Origin of the sequence: Photorhabdus sp. RM323S, from assembly GCF_042879375.1 — a bacterium.
Classification (GTDB): domain Bacteria; phylum Pseudomonadota; class Gammaproteobacteria; order Enterobacterales; family Enterobacteriaceae; genus Photorhabdus; species Photorhabdus tasmaniensis.
In genome coordinates this window covers 77,322-102,720 of the sequence record NZ_JBHFKZ010000009.1, presented here as the reverse complement: position 1 = coordinate 102,720, position 25,399 = coordinate 77,322, and the positions used below count along the sequence as shown (strand labels likewise).

Below are 25,399 nucleotides of genomic sequence, written 5' to 3'. Positions count from 1 at the left end.
TGAGATGGCAGATAAAATATTAGCTGATATTTATGGTCGGGGTTGGGCATTCCCGCCTCAATTTTCTATCAAAGATAATGCGCATCCTGAAACACAATCTGGCGTAATCATGGCGGAAGGAGCAGAACATGTTCGCCAGAATATGAAAATTCTTTTTTTAACTGAACCTGGTGAACGGATTATGCGTGAAGATTACGGTTGCGGCTTAAATGATTATATGTTTGAAAATATCACTGACGAATTGATGGCACGGATTCAAACGCGTATTGAAGAACGCGTATTACGTTATGAACCCCGTGCAGAAGTGACTGAAATTCAGGTGAATCAGGGAACAGATTTGCTTAATTCCTTACATGTTAAGGTGACTTATACCCTAAGGGGCAGCGAAATCAGCTTGCAAATTGAAGGTATTCTTGAGATTGGTGAAGGGCCGATACAGGTGATCTTATGAGTAAACAACTGGTTATTGATGGCGACATCCTGCTATTCGAACCCTTATTCGGTAACCGGCAGGTCACTATTTTGGGGCTGGCAACCATCAAGGGCAGTGGGCACGCGCAAATCCAGGGAAAAAAGATCGTGATTGTGGGGGATGAAAAAAAGGTACAGTTTCAGGCGCAGTATATTACCCCCAGTCACCCGATACCCGGCATGGGCATGGTCACCATTGCTCAATTAGATACCAGCCAGCAGGTAAACTTTTGCCGTAGCCCTGTCACGATGATTGTGGTTGGGCAGCAATTTATCGCCCGTTTTACGCCGTCACAACCGGCAAATAATCCGTCAACCGGGCCGGATGTAACGGTACCGAGTATGGGAAAAGGCCGTTTTATTGCCAGTCAATATACTATCAGCGCCGGGTAGATAACCTCGCCAATCTTATTTTCAAATAACAACGATCTCCTGAAAACATATTAAGGTTATATTCAAATAACAGGTGGTATAAATATGGGACAGACCGGATTAGCGAATAAACTTGCCGCTATCGTATCGGATACTGATTTTAAACTTGATGAAAGAAGTACACTGGATATTTTAAACTGGCTTAAAGAATACGCTGAAAAAATCCCTTTCGATCAAGAGAAAAAACAGTTCTGGAGTGGTTTCTATTTTTTTCAAAAAAATAGCCCTCAGGAATTAGCGAATATTTACCAGAATGCGAATAAAGCAAATGGCCTTTTACCCGCTCATCAGGCTTTTTTACTGGCTTTTTTAAAACTATTAGAAACGACTAAAACATTATTTAATACCTTTCCGGCGCGGCATCGAGATCTTTATTATCGGGAATTATTGGGCTTGAAACCGAGAGATGCCCAGGCGGATCAAGTGGCGATAGGTATTACCCTGAGTTCGGATCGTATTGAATATCTTGTTCCTAAAGGAACCCGCTTTGATGCCGGACATGATAGTGCGGGAAATCCGTTACAGTATGTGTCCGAATCGAATGTATTGGCAAATCAAGGGGAGCTGACTGACTTACGTTGGTGTCGGAAAGAGGGGAATGGCTGGAAATCGGCAATACCATTAAATCTTGCCGATGACATTGTATTCCCTGAAAACGGTATTCAACTTTTTAGCCCAAAGCTTAATAGTGTTCCAGTTCTGTACGGCTATCTGATCACTTCGCCTCTATTTGCCATGTTGGCAGGAGAACGAAGTATTAAAGTGACACTGGCAGACAAGTGGGCAGGTAATGCTGATTACGTCACCGCTAAAATCAGTTCGGGAGACCACTGGCTCTCTCTATCTGTAAAAAAAGAAAAAGATACCGATGATCTGATGCTTTGCTTATCAGCTAATGATGATCCTATCACTCCTCCTGACAACCTTAATGGAATGACATTTAGTGCACCGGTACTTAAATTGGGTACGTCTCAGGACCCTATGCTGCCCAAGATTAAAGATATTGAGATCAGCATTAACGGCAACCGTAATGTGTACTATGCCTCTGACGGCGGTATTGAACAAACAGATACCGCCAGTTTTCCCTTTGGTCAATTGCCATCGTTAGGCTCCGGTTTTAATGTGGTTGCCCCGGAATGGTATGGTACTGAAAGTGCAATACTCACGATGACTCCTCAATGGGTTGGTTTGCCTATAGAGAATTTTGCGAAGTGGTATGAAAAGTATAGCCCTAAACCTGCCGATAATAGTGCATTTAACATACAGGCTTATTTAGCCACACCTCAGGAAAGAATTAAGTTAAATGAAGGTAAGGTTCAATCGCTATTTACTGAAACTCAGGCTCCGCCATATAAAGACAAACAGCCCAATGATCCACCACAAGGGCAAAGCCTAAAATTTACCTTACCGGCAATGAATTACCCTCTTGCAGACAGCCCAAAGCCCAATGACTGGCCTGCATCAATACGCATAGAACTGGCCGATCAAGATTTTATGCACACCCAATATTGGCAAGATCCTACCGGGAAGAATTTACCTTATACGCCACAAATCAGTGCGTTGCAGGTTCAATTCAGCGCTAAAGCTAAACCTGAGCAATTTACTGTTTATCCTCTGACGCCTTTTGGCCGGGGCGAGGCAGCAGCAGAAACGCCGGCACTTGCCCATGAAGCATTCTATTTAGGCTTTACGGGGGTACTGCCGGGGCAAACGTTATCTCTCTATTGGCAGTTAGAAGGCATTAAAACACTCGCTTTATCCTGGTCTTATCTCAATAAGAGCAATACCTGGATTAAGTTGGATAAATTAGTTGAAGATCAAACTCGTAACTTGTTTGACCGGGGGGGCTGGCGCGCTTTATTGCCGCAGGATGCTTCAAATCAGGCAGCCTTGATGCCGACGGGGCGGTACTGGCTGAAAGCAGAGATAACTGATAAGACCGAGCCCCAGGATTACCCGAGAATTAAGAGCTTGTTATATAACGCTACCACGGCAACTTTAGCTAACACAGAAACCGTTGAGCAGGATCATTTTATTAACGGATTGGCTGCTGGCAGCATTAAACAACCGGTAAACACGGTTGTTGCAATTAGCAACGTCACTCAACCTTGGCCTTCCTGGAACGGTCGCCCTCAGGAAACGGAGCAAGCCTTCCTAAAACGAATTCCTGTCCGGCTCTCCCATCGTAACCGGGTACTGAGTTGGGAGAACATGGTCACTTTACTAAAAGATCATTTTGTCAGCCTATTTGATGTCAGATACCATTCTGGCGGTGAATTAACCACCATTCCGGCACCGGAAAAGCAACAATTAATTGTGATCCCTGACAATCGTTACAAAGATAATAATGATGTGCTACGTCCAGAGCTGAACTTGGCCCGGCGGGAAGAGATGGTTAAATGGTTAAGTCGATTAAGCAGCCCTTGGGCAACCATTGAAATTAACAATCCTACCTACGTTAACGTCCTGATCAGTTATCAACTGGTGTTTGTCTCAGGTATTAATCCTGATTACGGCCATTATCAGCTACAACAGGAATTGAGCCGAAATTATATGCCGTGGGGAGAAAATCCGGCTATCGGTGTAACAACCGGTAACTGCATTGATTACTACCAGTTGTTAGCCACGATCCAGCAATTTTCTCTGGTTGAACGGGTCACGAACTTAACCTTGGAAAAACATGGAAAACCAGCAGGCGCAATGGGTGAAAGTATTTGGGCTGACGATAATGAAGTATTGGTTTTAGTCTGGTCAAAAGAGGAGTTAGCACATGAGTAATCAGGATGCTTTGTTTCCCATCGTCAAAGATGATATTGCCTTTGATACCTTACTTAACCAGGCAAAGGCGGTTATTGAACAACAGTCCAGTAACTGCTGGAGTGATATGGGTGAAAGTGATCCCGGTATCACCTTATTAGAAGCTTGTTGTTATGGTGCATCAGATTTGGCTTACCGCCATTCGTTGCCGCTTTTGGATCTTCTTACACCCGGAAAAGAGGAACAGACACCCGACGACGGTATTTTCCCCAAGGAGTTTGGCCCGCAACAAATGCTGACTTGTGGACCTATCACCGCGGAGGATTATCGCCGGGCGTTACTGGACTTGCACAGCAGCGACCTGATAGATGACACCGGCGAAGGCTATTTTTTATTTAATGATGTACTACTGATATGTGAACCCAAAGATCAACGCTACACATATTGGTATAGCAAAAAGGAACGAAAATACAGTTTTCAAATGCCAAAATCAGGGGGTGAACAGTTAACATTAAGAGGAAATTATTGGCTTTATTTACTCCCGAGTCGGGAAAGTGAGAATAATAAAACCCTGGCTGAAGATAGATTGAAAGCATTTCTGAAAGATAATCGTAATTTGGGAGAATGGGTTAGTAAGGTTATCTGGTTAAAACCCGTTGATTTACCATTGAAGATTGGTATTCAGCTTGATAATGACGTTAAAGATATTGCTGACATATTTGCGCAAATTTATATGATGGTGGAACAAACCGTATTTGAAAAACCATCGCGTTATACCACTCAAGCAATGAAAGAAATGGGTTACAGTAATGAAGAAATCTTTGATGGCCCTTATTTACACTACGGCTGGATACCTAAATTACCGCCGATTAGAGACTACGACGCTTCTATGGTATTAAATTTGAGCCCCCTGATTAACCAATTATTGGCTATTAAAGGTGTTCAAGGCGTTACCCGGCTGGAATTAGATAAGGATAAGTATGATGTCAACATTATTTCTCCGCTATCGGGTGATAATTGGTCTTGGGAAATTGTTAAAGGATATTATCCCAGACTATGGAGCAGTGACCCCTTAGAATTGATTACCTCATCAAACAGCCCACTGACTATTACCGCCAAAGGTGGAGTTAATGTCACCGTATCTAAACAAGATATAGAGAAAAAGGTCATTGCGGAGCCACTATTTACTATACATCCAGAATTATTGAATTGGGGCAGGTATCGTAAGGCCTTGGATTACTATCCGGTGAGTAATAAGTTACCTGCCTGTTATGGATTGCAAACTCATAGACATACCCTACAACAAGTGCAGTTACACCAATTTATACTGCCTTTTGAACAAATGTTAGCTAACAGCTGCGCCGAACTCGCTTTATTGCCAAAACTATTGGCTTTTAAACAACGGGGAGATACGGTATATGGCGCACAATGGCCTTTTAAGGCGAATACAGTCAGTCATAAAGTTCATCAAAATATAGAATCTGATTTGGTAGAAAAGCTTCATAATGATTCATCTATTTCTCATAAAGGCGTTATTCAGGAGAGAAACTATGCAAAAGAGCTGGCTATCCTTGAATATCTGTTAGGCTATTTTGGTGCTCATCGAGCAGCCAGACCTCTTATACTTAGCCGACAGGATTTTCTGTCCACTCAGCGCGATTATTTGGCTCAACAGCCAGAGCTGGCCTATCAGCGTAATAATATTCGGATTGATAAAATATCAGCGCTGCAAAAACGGATTGCGGCCCGGTTGGGTTTGGGAAGAAAATGTTTCAATGAAATTCCGGATCTGGCTGACCTGCCTTTTTACTTGATTGAGCACCGTCTGCTTTTACCCGTGAAACCTGATGTCGCATTTGACAGTGAACAAATGCCTGATGGATTGGAAATTGAAAATCATTCTGATTCTAAAAGTCATCACTTAATTATCACCCAGCAAAGTGCAGCGGGGCGGTTATTGCAGGGGCAGATGATTGATCTGATTATCAAAGGCGATAATGGATTCACGTTGCGGGGCCAAGTGATCACTGAGATTACAGAGAAATCATTTTATCTTGACACCCGTAACAGCGTTGTTTTGGAATACCGGTTGAACGAAGTGCAGAAGGCATTTACGGATGGTAATCTGCGTTGGTGTGATAGCCCGGTGTGGTTGGAGGATATGGATTATCAACTGGTTTATGCTGATGGGGAAGATAAAGAGGCAGATCAAAATGGTGATGAAGATGAATGCTGGATCACTTCCAGTCCTCAAAGTCCTTTTCCTGCTATGATCAAAGAAGGTGACGAAATCACGCTAAAATATAAAATTACTTCCTATGAACCCGCCAAAAAAATATCAGCTAACACGAAATCTTCATCTGACTATATGCTTAAAGCTTGGGTAAAAAAATTCGATCGTATTGAAGGTAAGATATTAATTACACGAAAGAAAGAAAATAAAGATACCAAAGTTACTTTTCCACAAAAGGAAGATGCATGGCGTTATCGCTGGTATTTCTCCAGTGCAGAATATGCTCATACTGATCGTTTTTCATTTGTCGTCAGCATAGTGATTAACCGTCAGTTAATTGAAAATAAAAATGTTGATCCTCACAAACTGGAATCGTGGGTAAAAACCGAGATTTTAGCTGAATTTCCTGCTCATGTTTCCATGATTATTCACTGGTTATCCCCAGAACATTTCAGGAATTTTGCCAGCACCTATAAGCGTTGGCAAAATAATGGTACGCCTTTAGGGGATGAAGCATACTCTATTTTAGAAATGTTAACGTTGGGACGTCTGCCTTCCGCATTAACTGGCATAGGGAATATGAGGATTGCTACTGAACAACAGAGAAATGAGGTGGTTGGTAAATCTGAAACAGAATGGCATTCTGAATTCATTGAGAGTAACCAGTTGCTATATGTACCAAAAGTTCAAGGAGATATTTATCGTAGTAAAGATGATAGAGGAAATACACCAATTGCAAATTCTCAATTTCAGTCTTGGGATAATAAAGATAAAGATTAATTTATCTATAGGTAAAAAGTGGATTAATATAGTATTACAATAAAAGATACTTATTGTACTATTAAATTCGTTATCTTTAATTATTATTGTGTCATTATTTAGTCATAATTTTAGGATATTGGCAATAGAATAGACTAATATATAAGGTGATAAAAATGGAAAAGAAAAACAATATATCTAATTCAGAACTTAGTTCAGAAAATAATAATAAGGAAGATCTCTCAGCAGATGGTTTAAAAAAACGCTTTAAAGCAGGCAGCATTCCATTACAAACTGATTATGAACACTTAATTGATATTGCTGATATTGGCCGCAAAGCAACCGGGCAAGCTCCTGGCCAAACCGATAATCCGAGTTCGGGCTTGGAACTAAATAGTGACGGTTGGTTAGGGATAAAAGTTAATCCCAACGGTGGCTTAAAGAAAGATAAAGATGGGTTAGCGGCGATTCCTAATACAAGCAAAGGGATTAATCTGTCCTCTTCAGGGTTAGAAGTCAAGTTAGGTGCAGGCGTGGCATTAGGTGGTTCAGGAAATATTGATGTTAATATATTAAAAGACAGTTCTGGAAATAATATCAGTGGTCTTAAATGTTATAATTCTCCATTGTCAGTGATAGCTGGCAATGGTATTACCGTTAATGACAAAGGCGTTTCTGTTAAAGCAAATCGCGGTATTAGAGTTGATAGCAGTGGTGTAAATATAATTGAGAATACCGAAACAGGCATGATGATAACCGATAAAGGGCTGGGCATTTATCTTGGCGATGGTCTGCAATGTGATTCTAAAGGTACTCCACTTCATGTTAAAGCGGGTAATGGTATTAAGGTTGATGATAAAGGTGTCAGTATTGATCCTGACAAAGTACTCCCCAGAGGAATGATTGTGATGTTCTCTGGTAGTCGTGCTCCTACAGGATGGGCGCTGTGTGATGGTAATAATGGTACACCTAATTTAATCGATCGATTTATTTTAGGGGGAGATTTTGCTGGTGTTAATGGGCAGAGTAATGACAAAACGTCAGGTAGTGCTAATGTTAAAGAATTCAGAATAAGTACGACAAATAAAAAACTCACAATTACAATAAAAGGTACAAAACTTTCTTTGAATCAAATGCCAAAACATAACCATCTAGGGGGAATGGCTTACTATAATGGCACAGGCTCAAGATATGGCGATATTAAAGAGACAGAAGAAAGCAAACAAATTGATAATAACCCTGGTAAACTTGACTTTATGAGTTCTACATTAGGTGGGTATAGAAACCTTTTTTCTGGAAATGATGTTAATCCTCATTACCTTTACACATCTGACACTGGGAATGGAGAAGAACACACCCACGCTGTTGATGCGAGTGCTAATATTATTCCCCCTTATTATATTCTGGCATTTATTATGAAACTTTAATTCCATTCCATAAATAAAGATTTAAATTATCTATAATTTTCTAATTACCAAGGATGTATTGAGATGATTTCGGAGCCAAATCTGTTAAATAGGATTACCATTACTATTGAAACCAATAATCAACAAGTGGCTAAGAAAGTATTGCACAGCGCCTTATTTGACCGGAAAAACATACATAAATTATTAAATTTATACTTTGATAAATATAATTCTAATCGGAATGTATATTTTGAAACATTAACTCTGGAGCTTGATGAAATAAATTTCCGTGACTTAAATTCATTGTTCCCTATTAGGCTTAATGTTGCTCTAAGTAAAGCGTTAAATCAATATCAGACAAGTAATAAGGTGGAAATTCTTACAGAAAATTCAATAATACCCGAAAATACTCGCCAGCCCTCTTTATTACATAGTGGTTATTTGTCCAATATTGAGGAGTTTATTCAGTATTTATATAAAAAAAGTGATAAATTAAATCCTGAAAAGGAAATGAAGGATAATATTGATGTTAATATCAATATTTTAATTAAACAATTAATGAAAATAGGAAATAAATTAACATTATTACTGGCAAAAAGCTGTCTATCTGAGCACAGCTTGCAGCGGCTTTTATCTATCAGTCAACCTGCTTTATTAACCGCTATTAATCGCAAGTTATCAGAGGATGCCGATATCTCTCAGCATCAAGGAAAGGAGGTTTACTTCTGGCAACTGGTATTGAATGCACTAGGATATATACAGCGGCATGATACGCAGGAAATACCCAAACCAGATGTGAAAGTGATCTCATATATCACGACTAAACTTGAGCGCAGTATGCTGGATGTTGTGTCTATTATTAGGTTATTTCGCCAGAATATAGTAACTGAAAATGTCTTATTAAATGAATGGTTGAAGCCACTTTGGCAAATAGAATTGATTCCACAACTTTGTAAAAAACATTTCTCTGTTCAGGAATATGAAAATTTAGTTAACCGTTTTGGCTGTGAAAGCCAGAGTTTTAGAAAACAAGTTATACAGAAAATAACCGAAATTAATCCGTTACTAACTGAATTATTACAGTCATTAGCGACAGAGCCGCAGCAAAATTTACCGCCATTAAATCAGCACCAATTTTCATTAATAGCTACAGCGATTCAAAAAGGAGAGGTCAAAACCCAAAATATTCTCCAGCTATTTCAACATCTGGCATTATATAACCAAGCAGGTACAACTTGGTTAGCGCCGCTATGGCAATTAGTTTCTGTTTCACAGGTATGTAAGAAACATCTTTCTGCTAAAGAATACCAAGATCTCTCACAACGTTTTATTCTAAATAATACAGATAAAAAATTAATTACCGAAGATCGACAACCATTATCGACATTGGATAACCTGAGTATTACAGATAATAGCCGTAAGCAACCACGAATTATCAATAGATCACATGTTGACCGGGTTTCATTGATTAAACAAATTTTTCCGTGTCAGGTCAGTAATGCTGGAATATTGGTTCTATGGCCGATGTTACCTGCGTTATTTAATCAGTTTGGTTTACTTGATGCGCAGAAATTTATCCACCGTCAGGCTCAGTTCAGTGCTGTGGGCCTCCTTGATTACCTGATTTGGGGAAACGAAGAAGTACAAATTGAACGAAAGATCTTGAATAATATCCTGTGTGGATTAATGGCTGATGAATTTATTGAATTAGCGCCTCTTGAACCAGAAGAACGGTTAATAACAGAGCAATGGCTGGATGCTGTTATCAACCAACTTCCCACGTGGAAAAAATTAAGCCGTAATGATGCCCGCCAACTGTTTTTACAACGACCGGGTGAATTGTTAATAGATGATCAGGAAATCAAAATCACAGTACAGCATCAACCATTTGATTTACTATTAACCAACTGGCCGTGGCCATTAAATATTGCAAAATTTCCCTGGCTAAATCGTCCTTTACAGATTGACTGGCAAAACATTTAAAAGGTTTATATGAACTCTTTACTTAAAAATAGCCACTATAGGGTAGCTGAATTATACTGGATTTATCCCCATCTGGAGCGTATTGATCTGCGGTTACAGCATTACTATTATCAAAACAGAGACAAATACGATTCCTTACCAGAGAGTTTTTTACTTACCGAAGATGAAATAAAACAACGTTTGCTGACACCATTAGGTATTCCCCATTGGATAATTAAAGAGGATGATATTATTAACCTACCTGAAATCGGAGAAAACCCATCCTTTGATATATTATCCTTATTGATTGAACGCTTCGAATTAACTGAATTTGAGCGTGATGCCTTATTGTTAGGTTTATTACCCCATTTCGACAACCGTTATCATGCGTTATTTGCGGCTTTGCACGGTAACAATAAAAAACAGTGGCCCAGTTTTGCTTTAGCGATTGAACTATTTAGTGAGCGTCAAAGTGATCGGCAATTACTGCAAAACAGCTTTTTACCGCAAACACCGTTAATTCGTAACCATTTATTACGGATCAATAACGATGAGGAACCTATTTGGTTACAAACGCAGTTTTTAACTCACAGCGCTGTTTGGCATTTCCTATCAGGGCAACGGGTTGTTTTACCGCCACTAATAACTTGTGCTTATTGGAATACTCCTGCCTCACAGATTGGGTATCCACAAGCCCTTTATCATTTATTTGAAAAGATATTATTGAATGAAACGAATGAAATACGTCCGCTGGTGATATTAAGAGGAAAAGAGGGGAGCGCCAGAGAGTTAGCCGTGAATAATATTATGGCGTTTCATGGTATCAGTACTTTAACCCTTGATTTAGTCCGCCTGCCAGACGAAGAGAATCTTACGGTAATATCTAACTTACTAACAGATGCAATACGGGAAGCCCGGTTACACGATGCCTGTTTATTAATTCGCAATTTTTCTTTACTTGCAGAGGAAAAGAAAATATTGAATAGCGAGTTATCTGCTTTACTGAATCAGCCAAAATTACGCGTAGTGTGTTTAATGGAACCGCGAGACTCATTAGTGTGGATTAAACATCTGCCTATGGTGCAAGTCGATATGCCTATAACAACACTGATAGAGAAAAAAACTATGCTAGAAAGAAGCTTACCAAGTCATGCTTCGGATGAAATTAATATTACTCAATTATGTCAGCGTTTTTCATTTACCGTGGAAACATTGCCACTAATCCTTGAAGAAGCGTGTCAATATCAAATACTCCGACAGCCGGAAGGCCAATTGGAAGAGATCGATCTGCGTCAGGCATTAAGTTTCCGTGCTCAACAGAACTTAGGTAAATTAGCGCAGCGGATAACCCCAAAACGTAGTTTTAATGACTTAGTGGTTTCTGATGAATTAATTCAACAATTGAAAGAAATTATTGCCGCTATTAATTATCGTGATCAAATATTAGGTGCCGGTTTTCAGGAAAAAATAAGCTATGGTACAGGTATTAGTGCCTTATTTTATGGTGAATCAGGGACGGGTAAAACGATGGCCGCAGAGATTATTGCCGGGTATCTGGGGGTTGATCTGATTAAGGTCGATCTTTCTACGGTGGTAAATAAATATATCGGTGAAACTGAAAAAAATATCTCCCGCATTTTCGATTTAGCCGAAGCGGATTCCGGGGTACTGTTTTTCGATGAAGCTGATGCACTATTTGGCAAGCGCAGTGAAACTAAAGATGCCCAGGACAGACATGCTAATATTGAGGTTTCTTATCTGTTACAACGGCTGGAGGATTATCCAGGATTAGTTATTTTAGCCACTAATAATCGTAGCCATCTGGATAGCGCTTTTAATCGTCGTTTTAGCTTTATTACCCATTTTACTTATCCCGATGAAGAGCTACGTAAAAAAATGTGGTGGGCAATTTGGCCTGAACAATTGAGATTATCGGATGAGATTAATTTTGAATATTTGGCTAAACGTGCCGATATAACCGGCGCTAATATCAGGAATATTGCTTTATTATCATCAATATTAGCAGCAAATGATAATAATGAACAAATTGAGAATAAGTATATCGAACGAGCAATTATACTTGAATTGAATAAAGTTGGGCGATTGGTTTTTTAAATATTTGTTAATTTTGGAGTCGATATGAAAAGTATCATCGAACCTGATAATGCTATTGTGGAAGTTAATAACGCATTAAAAGATATTCTATTTCAGTATTTAACGAATATTGATGTTCGTTTTGACCTGCCAGAAATGGATTTAATTCCATCGAAGCCGACAATAAGTGTATTTCTTTATGATATACATGAAGACTTACAATTACGTTCTGCTGAACCAAGGCGTTATAGCCCTGCAACTAATTTATTATTACCGGGATGGGTTAATATTAATTATAATTATTTAATTACCTACTGGCATTCGAATAAACCATCAGGTGATGGTTGTAGTCCAGATAGTCAGCCGGATAATCAGGCTGCAAAAATAATGACTGGTGTTTTGAACGCATTGATTAATAACCGTCAATTGTCTAAAATTCCCGGCGCATATACCAGAGTGATCCCGCCGCAGGAAAATTTAAATAGCTTGGGTAACTTTTGGCAGGCTCTTGGTAATCGTCCACGTTTGTCTTTATTGTATTCAGTTACCGCACCTGTAAAACTTCAAGATGTTAGAAATATTGTAGAACCGGTTAGGGATATTTCCCATTCTGTAGTGCAGAAATCAAATTTGGTTAGCGCACAAATAAACCAGGCTTTGTCGGAAAAATTATGTGTTGATTTAGGTGGTACAGAAGATGTACGTTTTGCTCTTGCTAAAGTGAATCTTAAAACTGAATTTACTACAGAGGATAATGAAAATCAGGAAAATGAAAAGGTTATTATTAAGGTTTCTGGCGTTATTTTTTCGGATTATTTATCTAAGATAAAAAATATTATTTTAACATGGAAAAATAGTCAGAATGCCGTAGTTAATATAAATGGTATAGGTATCTTTGTTGCTAAAGAAAATTTTGATAAACTAATTGAACTCAAGAGAATATGATATTAATGATTTCATTGTAAATATGGAGAATATTTGTTATTTTCCAACACACAGATGCGTTGTTTAAATGCTTATATTCGGTACGTCAGGTTATCTGGATAATCTCAGATACATTTTAAATATTTGTGTATTTATCTGGCAATATTCTTCGCTATCTGACTTGTCAGAAATTTCTTGATTTATTTTCGATAATAACAAAAAGGTAGATAATATGGTTCAAAAAGGAAAAAAAGGTATAAATATAGCGGTATTTAAATGTGTTATTCAGGATAATGAGAAAATTGTTATGAGTTGTTATTTATTTTAATCTTTGTGGTTTAAATGTTAAATCATTGTGGTGGTAATTTCAAATGCAACAAGTTCAGCGATTATAGAGGGTTTATAAATGTTCAAAAATGATGTTTATGAAAAAACAGTTAAATCTGGTAAAGGTAAAACTCCAGATGGAATGCTATTGGATGCATTATATCTGGAAATCCCTAATGCTAGAGCAGTCATGTCTGCTTATAAGAAAAAGACGCCTAATTTACCTGACTTCAATGAAAAGACGCAATTAATCCTCAGTTCTTCAAAGAAATTTGGTCAGCTAAAACCGGCAAAGCAACGTGCTTTCTCTGAATCTGGTTTAAAAGCGGATGGTGTTTCTGACGGAAAGTTTATTTATTCAAAAAACGCTTTGTCGAATTTCGCTGCTCATGCGGGATATGAGCATAACGGTCATTATGAAGATGAATTTGTCAATTTTAAGGATAATGATAGAAATTTAGCAGAGGGTAAGCTATTTCCTGGAATTAACTTGATTAGGAGGCCATTAATAGAAAAAAACAAAGAAACAAATGAATGGGAAATAAAACAAATAGAGGTAGGTGCTTATAAGGTTAGTGATATTGATTCTTTTATTTTAGGGATAAGTAATATGTATCGTGAAGCAGGTACATCTTTACATTCAATAACAGAATCCCTGATCAGAAATCATGTTATTAACAATGACTATGTATTACCCATGATGGCAGGTATTGCTGGTCTGCATGCAGAGGTACAAGCACTTAACCGTTTATTTATTTTAGAAGATGAAAGGGCCGGGAAAGCTATTGGAGGCCGAAAAATAGGCGAATATATGCGGGATATGCTGAAATCATCTATTTTTACACAGCGATTAACAACAAAACAAGCTGGAGATGATTTTGCTGCTTGCCATAATTGCTCTGGAATATTGTCAGCGCCAGCTAATGTTATTACTGGTAAGGTGGAAAGTGCGGGCAGTAATTTTTCATCAACATTATCTCGATATAAGAAATCACAAGAATCACCAATATAAAATAGTATTTTATCAAATGAGCTATTTGTCATGGTGCTTTATTTTAAGAATGAGGTGCCATTATTTTATGTTTTTAATAATGAGCATGGGTTATGTTTTGTTTTTTCGGAATTGAAAATATAATAATGATTGTACGATTTAATCAATAAATAGAAGTTGGAATGACTCATATCTTCGAAAATTGAATTTATTCATTACAGTTGGAACATATAAACGTTTATTGAAATTCTTCTAGAGGAAAAGTGTTATTTTAACTATTTGAGTTATTTATTAAAGAATAATTATAAATTATTGACGGCGGATTAAGTTGACGATGATAATATATAATGCTAATAAAGTGAAAATCAAAAGAAAAATAACGCCTATAATTTTTTTATCATAAATGGTTGGTATGAAATATGAAAAAATATGAAATGTTGACGTTAAGGCGAGATCTCGAGTCACTAGGTTATAGAAAAAAGAACAACCCATTTTTATGGGAACAAAATAAGGATGCTGTTCATGAAAGTCTTTCCAATCAGTTCCCTAATAGTCGAAGGAAAAAGAATCATCTTAATGATCTAGCAGAGTATTGCTGGCTGGTTTATCGTAAAGCCCTTTTATCAACGGGGCCAATGTTAATTGGTAGAGCCAATGATCTTTGGCAAGACAAATTTCTTAAGCCACTTGGACTTGGTAAAGGAATAAATGAGAATTTATGGAACCAAAATGCCCAAGGAAATATGCTGGTAGTAGACAAATGGTCTGGTGTAATAAATGACTGTTGGGTACTTGGTGGTATTCATAGGCATGCGGACTTTCATCTAATGTCAACCGCAGCCCCTGCTAATTTATGGAATCACGAAGATGGCTACCATGTAGTTACAGCAAGAGAAATATTAGGTCTTCTCAATTTTGGCTATAAACGAGAAAAACGAGGGGAACAAGTGATTTATACATGTAAAAATTATTCTTCTGCCGATAGAGCGGGTCTTCTTCCCTATAATATTTTAATGAAAAATGCAATAGGACAGGGCCCTTCTTCAATTACAAAGCTCATTTTTGAACAAGTGACAGGTTTTAACGAGGAAATTAGAGCATTTGATCATTCTAGTTTAAGACATGTGTAGATAAGAGTAGTGTGTTATTTATGCCTGAGGATTATGTGAGTTACTTCATCGTAGAAGATTTTATCACTCCTCAGGCATTGAGCTTCCTTCTTATTTTTTATGCTAAGATCAGATTAATTCGATAAGAGCAATTTCACGGCAAACCTAATAAGAGTTAATTTTCCTTCACCGTTTCAATTATCCAATCTTTGAAGAAACTGACCTTTGTAAACTGTTCTGCTGGTTTTAAAAGTGAACGAGATACCAGCCCAGAAACGATATAATCTTTATGACTTGTTTTAACCATCAATGGCCCTCCTGAGTCCCCGCCGCCGACACCTCCATTTTGATTACCAGAACAAATATTTATTTCCGGATCGTAATTTGTATCAGGGTATCCCGGAGGAACTTCGATACATTTCTTATCATCAAGGATATATTCATCGGTTTTCATTAATATATTCGGGGTTGATACACTTTCTGTTTTTCCAAAACCAATAACCGTTAACTCTGTATCAACTGGCAGATCAATAGCTTCATCTATTCCATTGAGTTTTGCAAAAGCATCACTGTTTGCATCTCGGTTGAGCTTAATCAGCGCTATATCATATTGCCCCCGTTTTCGTGCAAACCATTTTGGATGAATAATAATTTTTTCAATATCAACTTTATCTTTATAAATTGGCGTAGGTTTATACTTTTCTAATCCTACATAGATTGTAGATTTGATATTATTATCTTCAACACAGTGAGCTGCTGTTAAAACCCAACGTTTATTGATTAATACCGAGCCACAACGGTGCCCTTCAATGTTTCCATCTTTTGTGTTAAGTGCGGAATAAAATGGGAATTCACCCGGTTCGGCAGGTTGACCATTTATTATATCTAATTCTATGGCGCTGTTTGCCATTAATGAGTATGAGAGTGTGCTGATAAAAACTAGAGTGATAAGTAATTTTTCTTTCATAATATAATCCTTGTATAATACGATGGTAGAGATAAAACTCCATTGTATACTATATCAATATGATCTGGCAGAATAACAATTATATGTACATTTACACCTCATTTATAATTAATGGATTTTTCTTATTTGAAATCAAGAAAAATAAATACTTGTTATTAAGTAATTTGGTTTTTACAATAAGAATAAGGTTTGTTTTTAACATAAATTCAATTAGAGGATTATATTATGGAAGGGCAGGGAGTTTTTATTTAGTGCTGTTTCGGAAAAAGGGGTAACAAGAGGATTGGGGTAATGTTTTACTGCCAGAGTCAATATTCCGATGACCGGGAGATAAAACTCAGCAGAGAAATCATTGGATTATTAATGCATTGATTCGGCCTCCCATGTAAGAGAGGCTGAATTAATATCGCTTTATAGAGTTGATATTTATAACACCAGATTAAGGATAATGATGCCACACAAGCCAATTACCCAGGCGATAGTGGTTGGCATTGACCAGACGATCATTTGTTGTTTGACATCTTTAATTCCTATCATTCTGTTAACCACCCAGAATAGGCTGTCATTAAAGTAACTGAAGAATAGGGATCCCATGGCTGCCGCTTGTGCAGCAACCAGCATATTGATCCCCGGAATTTGACTAATAACCGGTGCGGAAATGGAAGCCGCTGTAATCATTGCTACGGTACCGGAGCCTTGGATCAGTCGAACCAGCGTTGCGATAATAAATGGGATCAACACAGGTGTCAGGGGTAAATTCGCTATGTGTTGTGCCAAAATAGAGCCGGTTCCACTTTCGCGCAATACCGCCCCTAATGCACCGCCAGCTCCTGTTACCAGCAAAATAATACCGGCAGTCTGTAAACCTTCTTCCAGACGGTCCACTACTTCATGTTTATTGACTTTTGGCATCAGGGTATAAACTGCCAGCAATACACTTATCGCCAGGGCAATAACTGGCGCACCAAGGAAATCAAATGTCTGAAAATATAAGTTGCTTTCTTGCCCAAAAAAAGTTTTGGTGCTCAATAGCAGTCCATTAATGGCTTTCATGAAGATCAATGCGATAGGAACGATAATTGGCATCAGAGAGAGAAATAGACCAGGCAAGGGTTTATTCACTTTTTCTTCTATATAGCGCTGATGGATTTCTTTCAGGTCCTCATTTTCTTCTGTTTTATCAATTGGCTGAAACTCTGGGTATTTTATGGCTAACCATTTGGCATAAAACACGATGCCGATAACACAAGGAACGGCCAAAACCATACCGGCCAGCATCATGGCGCCGATATCTACGCCAAAGATAGCTGCAACACCGAGTGGCCCCGGTGTCGGCGGGACGGCACTGTGGGTAACAACCAATCCGCCGGCCAATGCGACGCCAAGCGTCAGCAGATTGCGTTTGCCTTTTTTCGCCAGGGCCTTAGCCAGTGGATAGAGGATAACGAAAGCAGAATCGACAAAAATCGGAATGCTGACGATATAACCGGTAATTGCTAATGCCCACTCTTCGCGTTTTTTACCTAACCATTTGATAAAGCTGTAGGCTATCTGTTCAGCTGCGCCGGAAACTTCTAGCACCCGTCCCATCATGACCCCCAAACCGATAACGATACCAATACTGCCCAGTGTAGAGCCGAAACCTTTAGTAATGATATCGATGGTATTCGCTGCGGTTAAACCACCGGAGATCCCGGCGATCACTGCTGCAATCAGCATTGCCAGTAACGCATGAACACGGGTATGCAGTACCAGAAAGATCAGGGTAAATACGGCTACACCCAGACCAATGACCGGAATGTAGAGTTCCATAATCAGCCTCCATCTAGGGACAGGTTATTGGCGATAAAAGCATGGATTGCATCACTGAAAGCGCCATCAACCTGGAAACCGAGCGACAGCCCACGGTTGATATCAAAATTACCCGGCCAATTGGCGACAATGTGGTTAATGTTTTCGTCCGGTTCGAAGCGGATCAGATCTACAACTTTTTGCCCGGCAACTTCTGCCAGTGCGTCAATCATGCCCTGAACGGTGACACTGATACCGGGTAAATTAACTGTGCGGGAAAGGCCAAATTTCTCTGCTGGAATTTGAGCGGCATGAATAAAGTTGCGGATCACCGTTTCAGGGCTGGAAAGCCATAAGGTGAGATCGCGGGAAACCGGGCAGATGCTGCTTTCTCCATGCAAAGGTTCACGGATAATGCCACTGGCAAAAGAAGATGCGGCTTTGTTTGGTTTTCCGGGGCGAACACTGATTGTCGGCAAGCGGAGTACCCGGCCATCCACATACCCTCTACGGGAATAGTCGTTAATCAGCAATTCACACATGGCTTTCTGGGTGCCATAGGATGATTGAGGATTAACCGCACACTGATCGGTGATAGTCGCCGGTAATTCTCCACCATGCACACAGTTTCCCTTCCACCGAACCCCTGCAAATACCGCAAGGGAACTGGTGAAAATAAACTTCAATTTTGGATTTCTGGCCCGGGCGATTTCCAATAAGTTTCGGGTAACATCGAAGTTAACTTGTAAACCCAGATCGAAATCATTTTCAGCATGGCTACTGACAATGGCGGCTAAATGGAATAATACGGTGCTGTTTTCATCAATCAGCTTTTCCGCAGCATTTGCCTGAGTCAAATCCAGTGCCAGACACTGAACGCGAGGATCATTGACCGGTGAAACAGGGCGTTGAATATCGGTCAGTATCAACTGCTCAAAATCTAATTCTTGGTTGTTTCTTAGCAAAGCACAGGCGAGTTGCTGGCCCAGAAAACCTGCGCTGCCAGTGATTATCACTTTCATTGTGATTCTCCTGTTATTTCTGTGCTTTGAGAAGCCAACCCAGACCGTTTTCAGTGTGGCCGGCGGGGTGATATTCGCAACCCAGCCACCCTTGATAACCCATTTCATCTAGTTTATTAAACAGCCACGGGTAGTTTACCTCGCCACTATCGGGTTCATGACGCTCCGGCACAGAGGCAATTTGGATGTGGCTGAATTTTCCCCATAGGCGTTCAATCGTGCGCAGTAAATCCCCTTCCATAATCTGGCAGTGGTATAGATCCAACTGGATAAAAACGTTTGGACGATCAATCTCTTTGAGCAATACTTCGGCCTGGCGTTGAGTTGTCAGAAAATAACCCGGCATATCACGGGTATTAATCGGTTCAATTAATATATTGATATTATGTTCTGCCATCACATCTGCGGAATGTTGAATATTTCTAATATAACACTCACGCTGTTGTTCCGGTGTAAACGGTTTATTCAGCTTTCCCGCCATAGCATGAATCTGGTTGCAATCCAGTGCTAACGCGTATTTCAGGGCAGTTTGTACACCTTCCGCAAATTCTTTTTCACGTCCGGGAATAGAGGCTGTTCCTCTTTCACCCGCCGCCCAGTTTCCGGCTGGCATGTTGAATAAGACCTGTGTTAATTGATGCTGTTTTAGCAGGGCAGCAAGGTCTTCTGCTGCTGCTTCGTAAGGAAACAGATATTCAACGCCTTTAAATCCGGCTTTGGCTGCGCGGGCAAAACGTTCTGTAAAAGGCTCGTCTTTGAACATCATGCTCAAGTTTGCCGCAAATTTAGCCATGATGCATTCCTTGTTGGTTTATTCAGTTTTTTGGGTAACGAGTTTCAAATTCCTGTACTTGTTCTTTATTTAGCGCCGTGAAACCGTGTGGTAATAATGTCAGATAGAGCCGTGCGGTATCTTCCAATTCTTCCGCGTTGAAAAAAGCTTGCCGTAAAGTTTCGCCACCGACAACTGGTCCGTAGTTCGATAGCAGAATTGCGTTATGTTTTGCGGCCAGCTTCGCAATTTCTTCACCGATTCTTTTATCTCCTGGTGGTAGATATTTCACCAGCGGTAGTTAACCAAGGGGAGTGCAGGTGTACCACCGCCTGATATTTGGGACGGTTGCGGTACATTGTCAGGTGCATGGAAACTTCTTTTGTGGGTTAGTCGGCGTAATGATGATCGTGCCATCTGCCAACTTAGCGCTGGTATTACCTGTACCGCCACGACTATAACCCCGGTTATAACCCCGGTAAAACATTGAACGGGCCCATTTGACGAGTTCTGTCCGTAGTGCGGGTTCACACATGAAACATCTCCTGTGCACGCAGGAAGAAATCAATATCGCCGAAGTTACCTGATTTCAATGCCAGCCAATAATTGTGTTGTAGATCGTGTACCCAGGGTACGCCAGGGGCAATAGGTGCACCGATACTGAATTGTCGGATGTTCAGACTTTGTACTATTTTACCGGCAGTTTCGCCGCCTGCGACAATAAATGTATTGAACCCTTGTTGATGCAGGCTTTTTACAACGCTGGAGAATATGTTTTCTATTGCTTCACTGGCAATGGTTGCGCCATATTGTTGTTGGATTTTCTGCAATGTTTCCGGGGGTTGAGTCGTGTATAACATTGGCGCCAGGCTGTTTTCAGGTTGTTGAATAGCCCACGTTACCAGTCGTTCGGCATAGTGAGGATCATTAATGCATGAACTAATATCCAGGGCTTTGGCAGGAGCCCGTTTTTGGTATTGAGCAACTTGTTGGTTAGTCATAGCGGAGCAACTGCCGGAGAAGATTACGGTGCGCCTATTCTGGGCTGGTGGTGTTGCGCCTTCCGGCTGGGGTGGCATCAATGGTTTTCCGGTATCTAGGCTGGCAAGTGCAGCACCAAGACCGGAACCACCGGTGATTAATTTCAGTTCTAAGGCGGCTCTGGCAGTAGGTAGCAGGTCATTCATGGTCATGGCGTCTGTTACCGCGTAACGTATGCCTTGTTGTTGTAAATTATTTAGCCGATCGCGGATTGCTTGTTCCCCCTGATGAATACATGTCAGATCCACCAAATCTGCTTTTCCTTGGGCTTGTTGCTCCATCAGGCGTATCAGATTGGCATTTGTCATGGGGGTTACGGGATGGTGCTGCATACCACTTTCGTTAAGTAGCTGACCGTTGACAAACAGATGCCCATGAATAACTGTCCGACCGTTGATAGGGAGGGCGGGGGAGATTAGCGTGATATCTGTTTTTAATTCATCCATCAGAGCATCAGTGACCGGCCCGATATTGCCTTTGCTGGTGGAGTCAAAAGTTGAGCAGTATTTGAAGAATATTTGCTGGCAGCCTGCCTTCTGGCGTAGCCAGCGACAGGATTTCAGCGCGTTATTCACTGCCTCATCTACCGGACAGGAACGGCTTTTCAGGCTGATAATAATCGCATCAATCTCTTGGGCATCAATGTCCTGTGAAATGATGGTATTTTCGTCAGGCGTATCAAGAAGCTGAACGACTTGCCAGCCACTTTGCACCATAAAACCTGCGATATCGGTTGCGCCGGTAAAGTCATCGGCAATAACGCCCAATTTAATGGTCATTATTTTCTCTCCGGCAAAGTGAGTTTAAATCAAACCCATATGTAGGAATGTCTGCACGTATTAATGAACAGGCGATTCCCATTACCATAGCCCCAATCCTATAATTCTTATTTTTTATGATTATTTCACACGCTATTTCACAAATATACGACTGTTATCACATTCGCGCATCCTATGCGCGAAGTTTATTTTTCTAGTAATTATTTGATTTATAACGTTTATGTTGGATTGTTGTGAAATGTTAACTTTCACATAAAGGTGTGATGAAGAATATGACTATGGATACATTTAAGATCGGGTAAGCGAATTTCGTTGAGTGCTTTTAACGCCTTCACAATACAGTAGTGCAAGCGGGGTGAAGCGCGTTATTCCTTCAGCTTTCTCCACCAGCCACCTCTGTCAGCACGGGTATACCTCGCATGAGTGTGTTTGTTCAGACATGATGACATCATATCTCAGATATAAATATGCTATCACCACTTTAAACATAGATGGCTGGTATTGGATATTCAGGAATAACATGTTTGTGATGGTGGTGGGGGAAGGATTCGAACCTTCGAAGTCTGTGACGGCAGATTTACAGTCTGCTCCCTTTGGCCGCTCGGGAACCCCACCAAATTTTGAAAAGTATCATTGTTGCTTACAGCGGGCGGAATCATATCAAATGAACCGCCCCTGTAAAGTCTATATTTGAAAATAAGTTACCGTATGCTGTTTTTTTGCTCCGAGCGAGTCAGTTGTAAGCAATAAGCAAGGGTTTTTTTCTGCTAAAGAATGACTGTACGGTTTCCATAAACAAAAACCCGTTGGGCAAGTACCCAGTATAAAGCATGGCTCAGGACATTTTTTTCAACATCCCGGCCAGCTCTCATCATGTCTTCAGCTGTGTATGTATGGTCTATATTAATGACATTCTGAGTAATGATTGGACCTTCATCCAGATTATCATTCACGTAGTGGGCTGTCGCTCCTATGATTTTTACGCCTCTTTCATATGCCTGATGATAAGGTCGGGCCCCGATAAATGCAGGTAAGAAGGAGTGGTGAATATTAATAATCTGATTTGGGTAATGCTGGACAAATTCCGGTGTCAGTACCCGCATGTATTTGGCAAGTACTACGTAATCAGGTTTGTACTGGTCGATCTGGGTAATCAGTTTTTCATCATGTTGCTCACGGGTTAAACCTTCATGGCTGATTAAATGGAAAGGGATACCAAATTGTTCAACTAATGATTGTAATGTTGCGTGGTTGCCGATAACCGCAGCAATTTCAACATCAAGCCCATCGTAAGCGCTTTTCATGAGTAAATCCCCAAGGCAATGCGCTTCTTTTGTCACCATAATAACAATACGCCGCCGCCCAGCAGTGTTTAATTCCCGCTGCGAACCCACCGGTAGCGCGTCATCTAAGTCAGCAAGAAATGTTTCATCGTTGAAGATCCCTTCAAGCTCAGTACGCATGAAAAAGCGGCTGGTGTGATGATCGACGAATTCATTATTCTGAACGATATTCAGTTGGTGCTTGTAGCAGATGTTAGTAATTTTGGCGATTAATCCTTTTGCATCAGGGCAAATAGTGCGCAGAATTTTCTTTTGTACATGTTGGTGTTGCATGAATAGGGTGATCCTTAAATCTTTTTCACTTTTTGTCTGTGGTGTTTAACCACAACATTTTTTGTATTTTTTACCTGAACCACATGGACAGGGGCTATTACGGCCAGTTTGAGGTTTAACGCCGTCAATATAATACCACCGCTGGTCTATGCGAAGAAAACGTGAACGTTCATGAATAAGTTGTTTATCCTGGGCTTTTTGATCAAGAAAGCAAGTTGAAAATTCAACATAGGCTTCGTTATCGTTTTTACCTTTTTCAGTTGCGATAATATTTAATCCGAGCCATTGGGTAGCAATAAAACTCTGCTCTATATCTGAACGCCACTTTTCAGCCTGGCAGTCAGGATGCCAACTGGCAATAAGGTAATCAGCATTATGTTTTACATAGGCACTGTATCTGGAACGCATCAATGATTCGGCGTTTGGGGCAGGTTTTGTGTTTTTGAGATAAGCAGAACAGCAATCCGCAAAATCTATTCCACTGCCGCAAGGGCATAACTCTGTCAAAATAACTCCAATTGTAAAGGGTGAAATACCATTTTATGCGCTTTCTATTGCAAAGAAACGTAAGAGAACAAATGATAGTCACTTTATTGAACTAATATGATTGATAGTACCTAAGAACAGGTGAAAGTCGCAATATTAAGCTAAGGGAGCGTGTTTATGGAAAAAGCACTGGCAGGCAAACAGATTCTGGTTGTAGAGGATGAACCTGTTTTTAGTTCTTTGCTGGCTGGGTATTTGCGAACGTTGGGCGCTAAGGTATTGGTCGCATCTAATGGCGCTATTGCACTACAGGTTTTGGGACGTGAAGCTCATATTGAACTTATTTTATGTGATTTAGATATGCCGGTGATGAATGGCATTGAATTTGTTGCGAAATTAACTAATGAGGGCATTAATATTCCAGTTATCATTATTTCAGCAACTAACAAGATGGCAGAAGTTGATGAAGTGCTTCGTTTAGGTGCAAAAGATGTTTTATTAAAACCTGTTGCAGATCTAAATGAGATAAAAAAAGCAGTACTGGCCTATTTACATCCAACTGTTTTTATGTCTGGTGCAATTGAACAGAATAACTTGAATAAAGATTGGTTAACGCTGAAACATAATTCAGATGAAGCATTAAATATGTTTAAGCAGTTACAACCCCCGGTTTCTCAGGTGATTGCTCACTGTAAAGTCAATTATCGAAAATTAAATATGATTGATAAACCAGGGTTAATTCTCGATATGGCTGCGTTATCTGACAATGAATTAGCTTTTTATTGTCTGGATATCAGCCGTTCAACAGAGTACGGTGTGATTTCAGCATTATTACTCAGAGTTGCATTTAACAGTTTGTTACAAGAGCATATCACCCATCATTCCCGGCGTTTACCCAGTATGTCAGGTATTCTAAACAGGATTAATAATTTGTTGGAAGATGCAGGATTACAAGGGCAATTTCCATTGCTGCTTGGCTATTATCATACAATTAACAAAACGGTTCTGCTTACTTCAGCAGGGTTACATGCCAGTATTAAGTCGGGTAATCACCAAATCCAATTAGATAGTGGTGTTCCTCTTGGGACGTTGAGAACAATTTGTTCGAACCAGGTTTGTTCTCATAGTGCTGAATGGCAATGTCGGATTTGGAATACAGATAGTCAAATAAAATTGATGCTTTCTTCTATATATTCCGGGTGAATATTACCAAGGTGGGATTTTGTTTAAAGCAGATATTAAACATCAAGTCACGGTGATGTAATTAGACAGAATGGCGCTGTTTATCGGATAGAATTAGCTGGTATACTCAGTTCATTCTGCTTGGAATCTACCAGGCTATTTTATTTGTCGCTCTTTAGTGCAAAGAGCGAATTTAGCACGGCGCAGATAAAAGCGATAACTTTTGAGTGTACTATTAATGTGACCAGAAAGGCGGACAAAGCGATGTGTTCTGTGTA

18 protein-coding genes, 1 tRNA gene and 1 pseudogene are annotated in these 25,399 nt (G+C 39.9%); 11 read left to right on the top strand and 9 right to left on the bottom strand.

Going from position 1 to position 25,399, the window contains the following annotated elements; genetic code table 11:
- The first annotated feature begins 4 nt into the window (after positions 1–4).
- The 10 genes from ACGF7G_RS06685 (at position 5) to ACGF7G_RS06640 (ending at position 15,486) form a co-directional block, all read left to right on the top strand.
- Positions 5–451, top strand: a complete 447-nt coding sequence (locus ACGF7G_RS06685) for a GPW/gp25 family protein (RefSeq protein ID WP_387464345.1) — start codon at positions 5–7, stop codon at positions 449–451.
- A complete protein-coding gene (locus ACGF7G_RS06680) occupies positions 448–864 on the top strand; it encodes a hypothetical protein (protein ID WP_133812910.1) in 417 nt (138 codons plus the stop codon). Before ACGF7G_RS06685 ends, ACGF7G_RS06680 begins: the two co-directional genes overlap by 4 nt.
- A gap of 84 nt (positions 865–948) precedes the next feature.
- Positions 949–3,681: a hypothetical protein gene (locus tag ACGF7G_RS06675; RefSeq protein ID WP_387464343.1), complete on the top strand. Its 2,733-nt coding sequence runs from the start codon at positions 949–951 to the stop codon at positions 3,679–3,681.
- Positions 3,674–6,673, top strand: a complete 3,000-nt coding sequence (locus ACGF7G_RS06670) for a hypothetical protein (protein WP_387464342.1) — start codon at positions 3,674–3,676, stop codon at positions 6,671–6,673. The genes ACGF7G_RS06675 and ACGF7G_RS06670 overlap by 8 nt, the downstream gene beginning before the upstream one ends.
- A gap of 155 nt (positions 6,674–6,828) precedes the next feature.
- On the top strand, positions 6,829–8,079 hold the full coding sequence (locus ACGF7G_RS06665; protein ID WP_387464341.1) for a tail fiber protein: 1,251 nt from the start codon (positions 6,829–6,831) through the stop codon (positions 8,077–8,079).
- A gap of 489 nt (positions 8,080–8,568) precedes the next feature.
- Positions 8,569–10,041 carry a contractile injection system tape measure protein gene (locus tag ACGF7G_RS06660; RefSeq protein ID WP_387464339.1) on the top strand — a complete coding sequence of 491 codons (1,473 nt, stop codon included), beginning with the start codon at positions 8,569–8,571 and terminating at the stop codon, positions 10,039–10,041.
- A gap of 9 nt (positions 10,042–10,050) precedes the next feature.
- Complete coding sequence (locus ACGF7G_RS06655; protein ID WP_387464338.1) at positions 10,051–12,135, top strand: ATP-binding protein; 2,085 nt, start codon at positions 10,051–10,053, stop codon at positions 12,133–12,135.
- A gap of 24 nt (positions 12,136–12,159) precedes the next feature.
- Entirely contained in the window at positions 12,160–13,059 is a 900-nt protein-coding gene (locus ACGF7G_RS06650; RefSeq protein WP_387464336.1) for a DUF4255 domain-containing protein, read from the top strand.
- A 385-nt stretch (positions 13,060–13,444) separates the two neighbouring features.
- A complete protein-coding gene (locus ACGF7G_RS06645) occupies positions 13,445–14,377 on the top strand; it encodes a YwqJ-related putative deaminase (protein WP_387464335.1) in 933 nt (310 codons plus the stop codon).
- 398 nt (positions 14,378–14,775) lie between these two features.
- Positions 14,776–15,486 (top strand): hypothetical protein, encoded by a 711-nt coding sequence (locus tag ACGF7G_RS06640; RefSeq protein ID WP_133812918.1) that lies wholly within the window; start codon positions 14,776–14,778, stop codon positions 15,484–15,486.
- A 154-nt stretch (positions 15,487–15,640) separates the two neighbouring features.
- On the opposite strand, the gene ACGF7G_RS06635 is transcribed toward ACGF7G_RS06640, so the two are convergent.
- The 9 genes and pseudogenes from ACGF7G_RS06635 to ACGF7G_RS06595 all read right to left on the bottom strand — a co-directional run bounded on the left by ACGF7G_RS06635 (position 15,641) and on the right by ACGF7G_RS06595 (position 23,960).
- The gene (locus ACGF7G_RS06635) at positions 15,641–16,432 is read right to left on the bottom strand and encodes a S1 family peptidase (RefSeq protein WP_387464333.1); all 792 of its coding nucleotides are present in this window, start codon (positions 16,430–16,432) and stop codon (positions 15,641–15,643) included.
- A 426-nt stretch (positions 16,433–16,858) separates the two neighbouring features.
- Positions 16,859–18,244, bottom strand: a complete 1,386-nt coding sequence (locus tag ACGF7G_RS06630; RefSeq protein ID WP_387464332.1) for a GntP family permease — start codon at positions 18,242–18,244, stop codon at positions 16,859–16,861.
- A 2-nt stretch (positions 18,245–18,246) separates the two neighbouring features.
- Entirely contained in the window at positions 18,247–19,245 is a 999-nt protein-coding gene (denD, locus tag ACGF7G_RS06625) for a D-erythronate dehydrogenase (protein WP_387464330.1), read from the bottom strand.
- Between the two features lie 13 nt (positions 19,246–19,258).
- Positions 19,259–20,038 carry a 2-oxo-tetronate isomerase gene (gene otnI / locus ACGF7G_RS06620; RefSeq protein ID WP_387464328.1) on the bottom strand — a complete coding sequence of 260 codons (780 nt, stop codon included), beginning with the start codon at positions 20,036–20,038 and terminating at the stop codon, positions 19,259–19,261.
- 22 nt (positions 20,039–20,060) lie between these two features.
- A pseudogene (locus tag ACGF7G_RS06615) lies at positions 20,061–20,552 on the bottom strand (class II aldolase/adducin family protein).
- Positions 20,545–21,837: a 3-oxo-tetronate kinase gene (otnK, locus tag ACGF7G_RS06610; protein WP_387464326.1), complete on the bottom strand. Its 1,293-nt coding sequence runs from the start codon at positions 21,835–21,837 to the stop codon at positions 20,545–20,547. The pseudogene ACGF7G_RS06615 and the gene otnK overlap by 8 nt, the downstream one beginning before the upstream one ends.
- Positions 21,838–22,367: 530 nt before the next feature.
- A tRNA-Tyr gene (locus ACGF7G_RS06605) sits at positions 22,368–22,452 on the bottom strand.
- Between the two features lie 152 nt (positions 22,453–22,604).
- On the bottom strand, positions 22,605–23,453 hold the full coding sequence (gene purU / locus ACGF7G_RS06600; RefSeq protein ID WP_387464324.1) for a formyltetrahydrofolate deformylase: 849 nt from the start codon (positions 23,451–23,453) through the stop codon (positions 22,605–22,607).
- A gap of 45 nt (positions 23,454–23,498) precedes the next feature.
- Positions 23,499–23,960 carry a YchJ family protein gene (locus ACGF7G_RS06595; protein WP_133812920.1) on the bottom strand — a complete coding sequence of 154 codons (462 nt, stop codon included), beginning with the start codon at positions 23,958–23,960 and terminating at the stop codon, positions 23,499–23,501.
- 156 nt (positions 23,961–24,116) lie between these two features.
- On the opposite strand from ACGF7G_RS06595, the gene rssB reads away from it, so the two are divergent.
- Positions 24,117–25,142, top strand: coding sequence for a two-component system response regulator RssB (rssB, locus tag ACGF7G_RS06590; RefSeq protein WP_387464321.1), 1,026 nt, complete (start codon positions 24,117–24,119; stop codon positions 25,140–25,142).
- Positions 25,143–25,399: the final 257 nt, after the last annotated feature.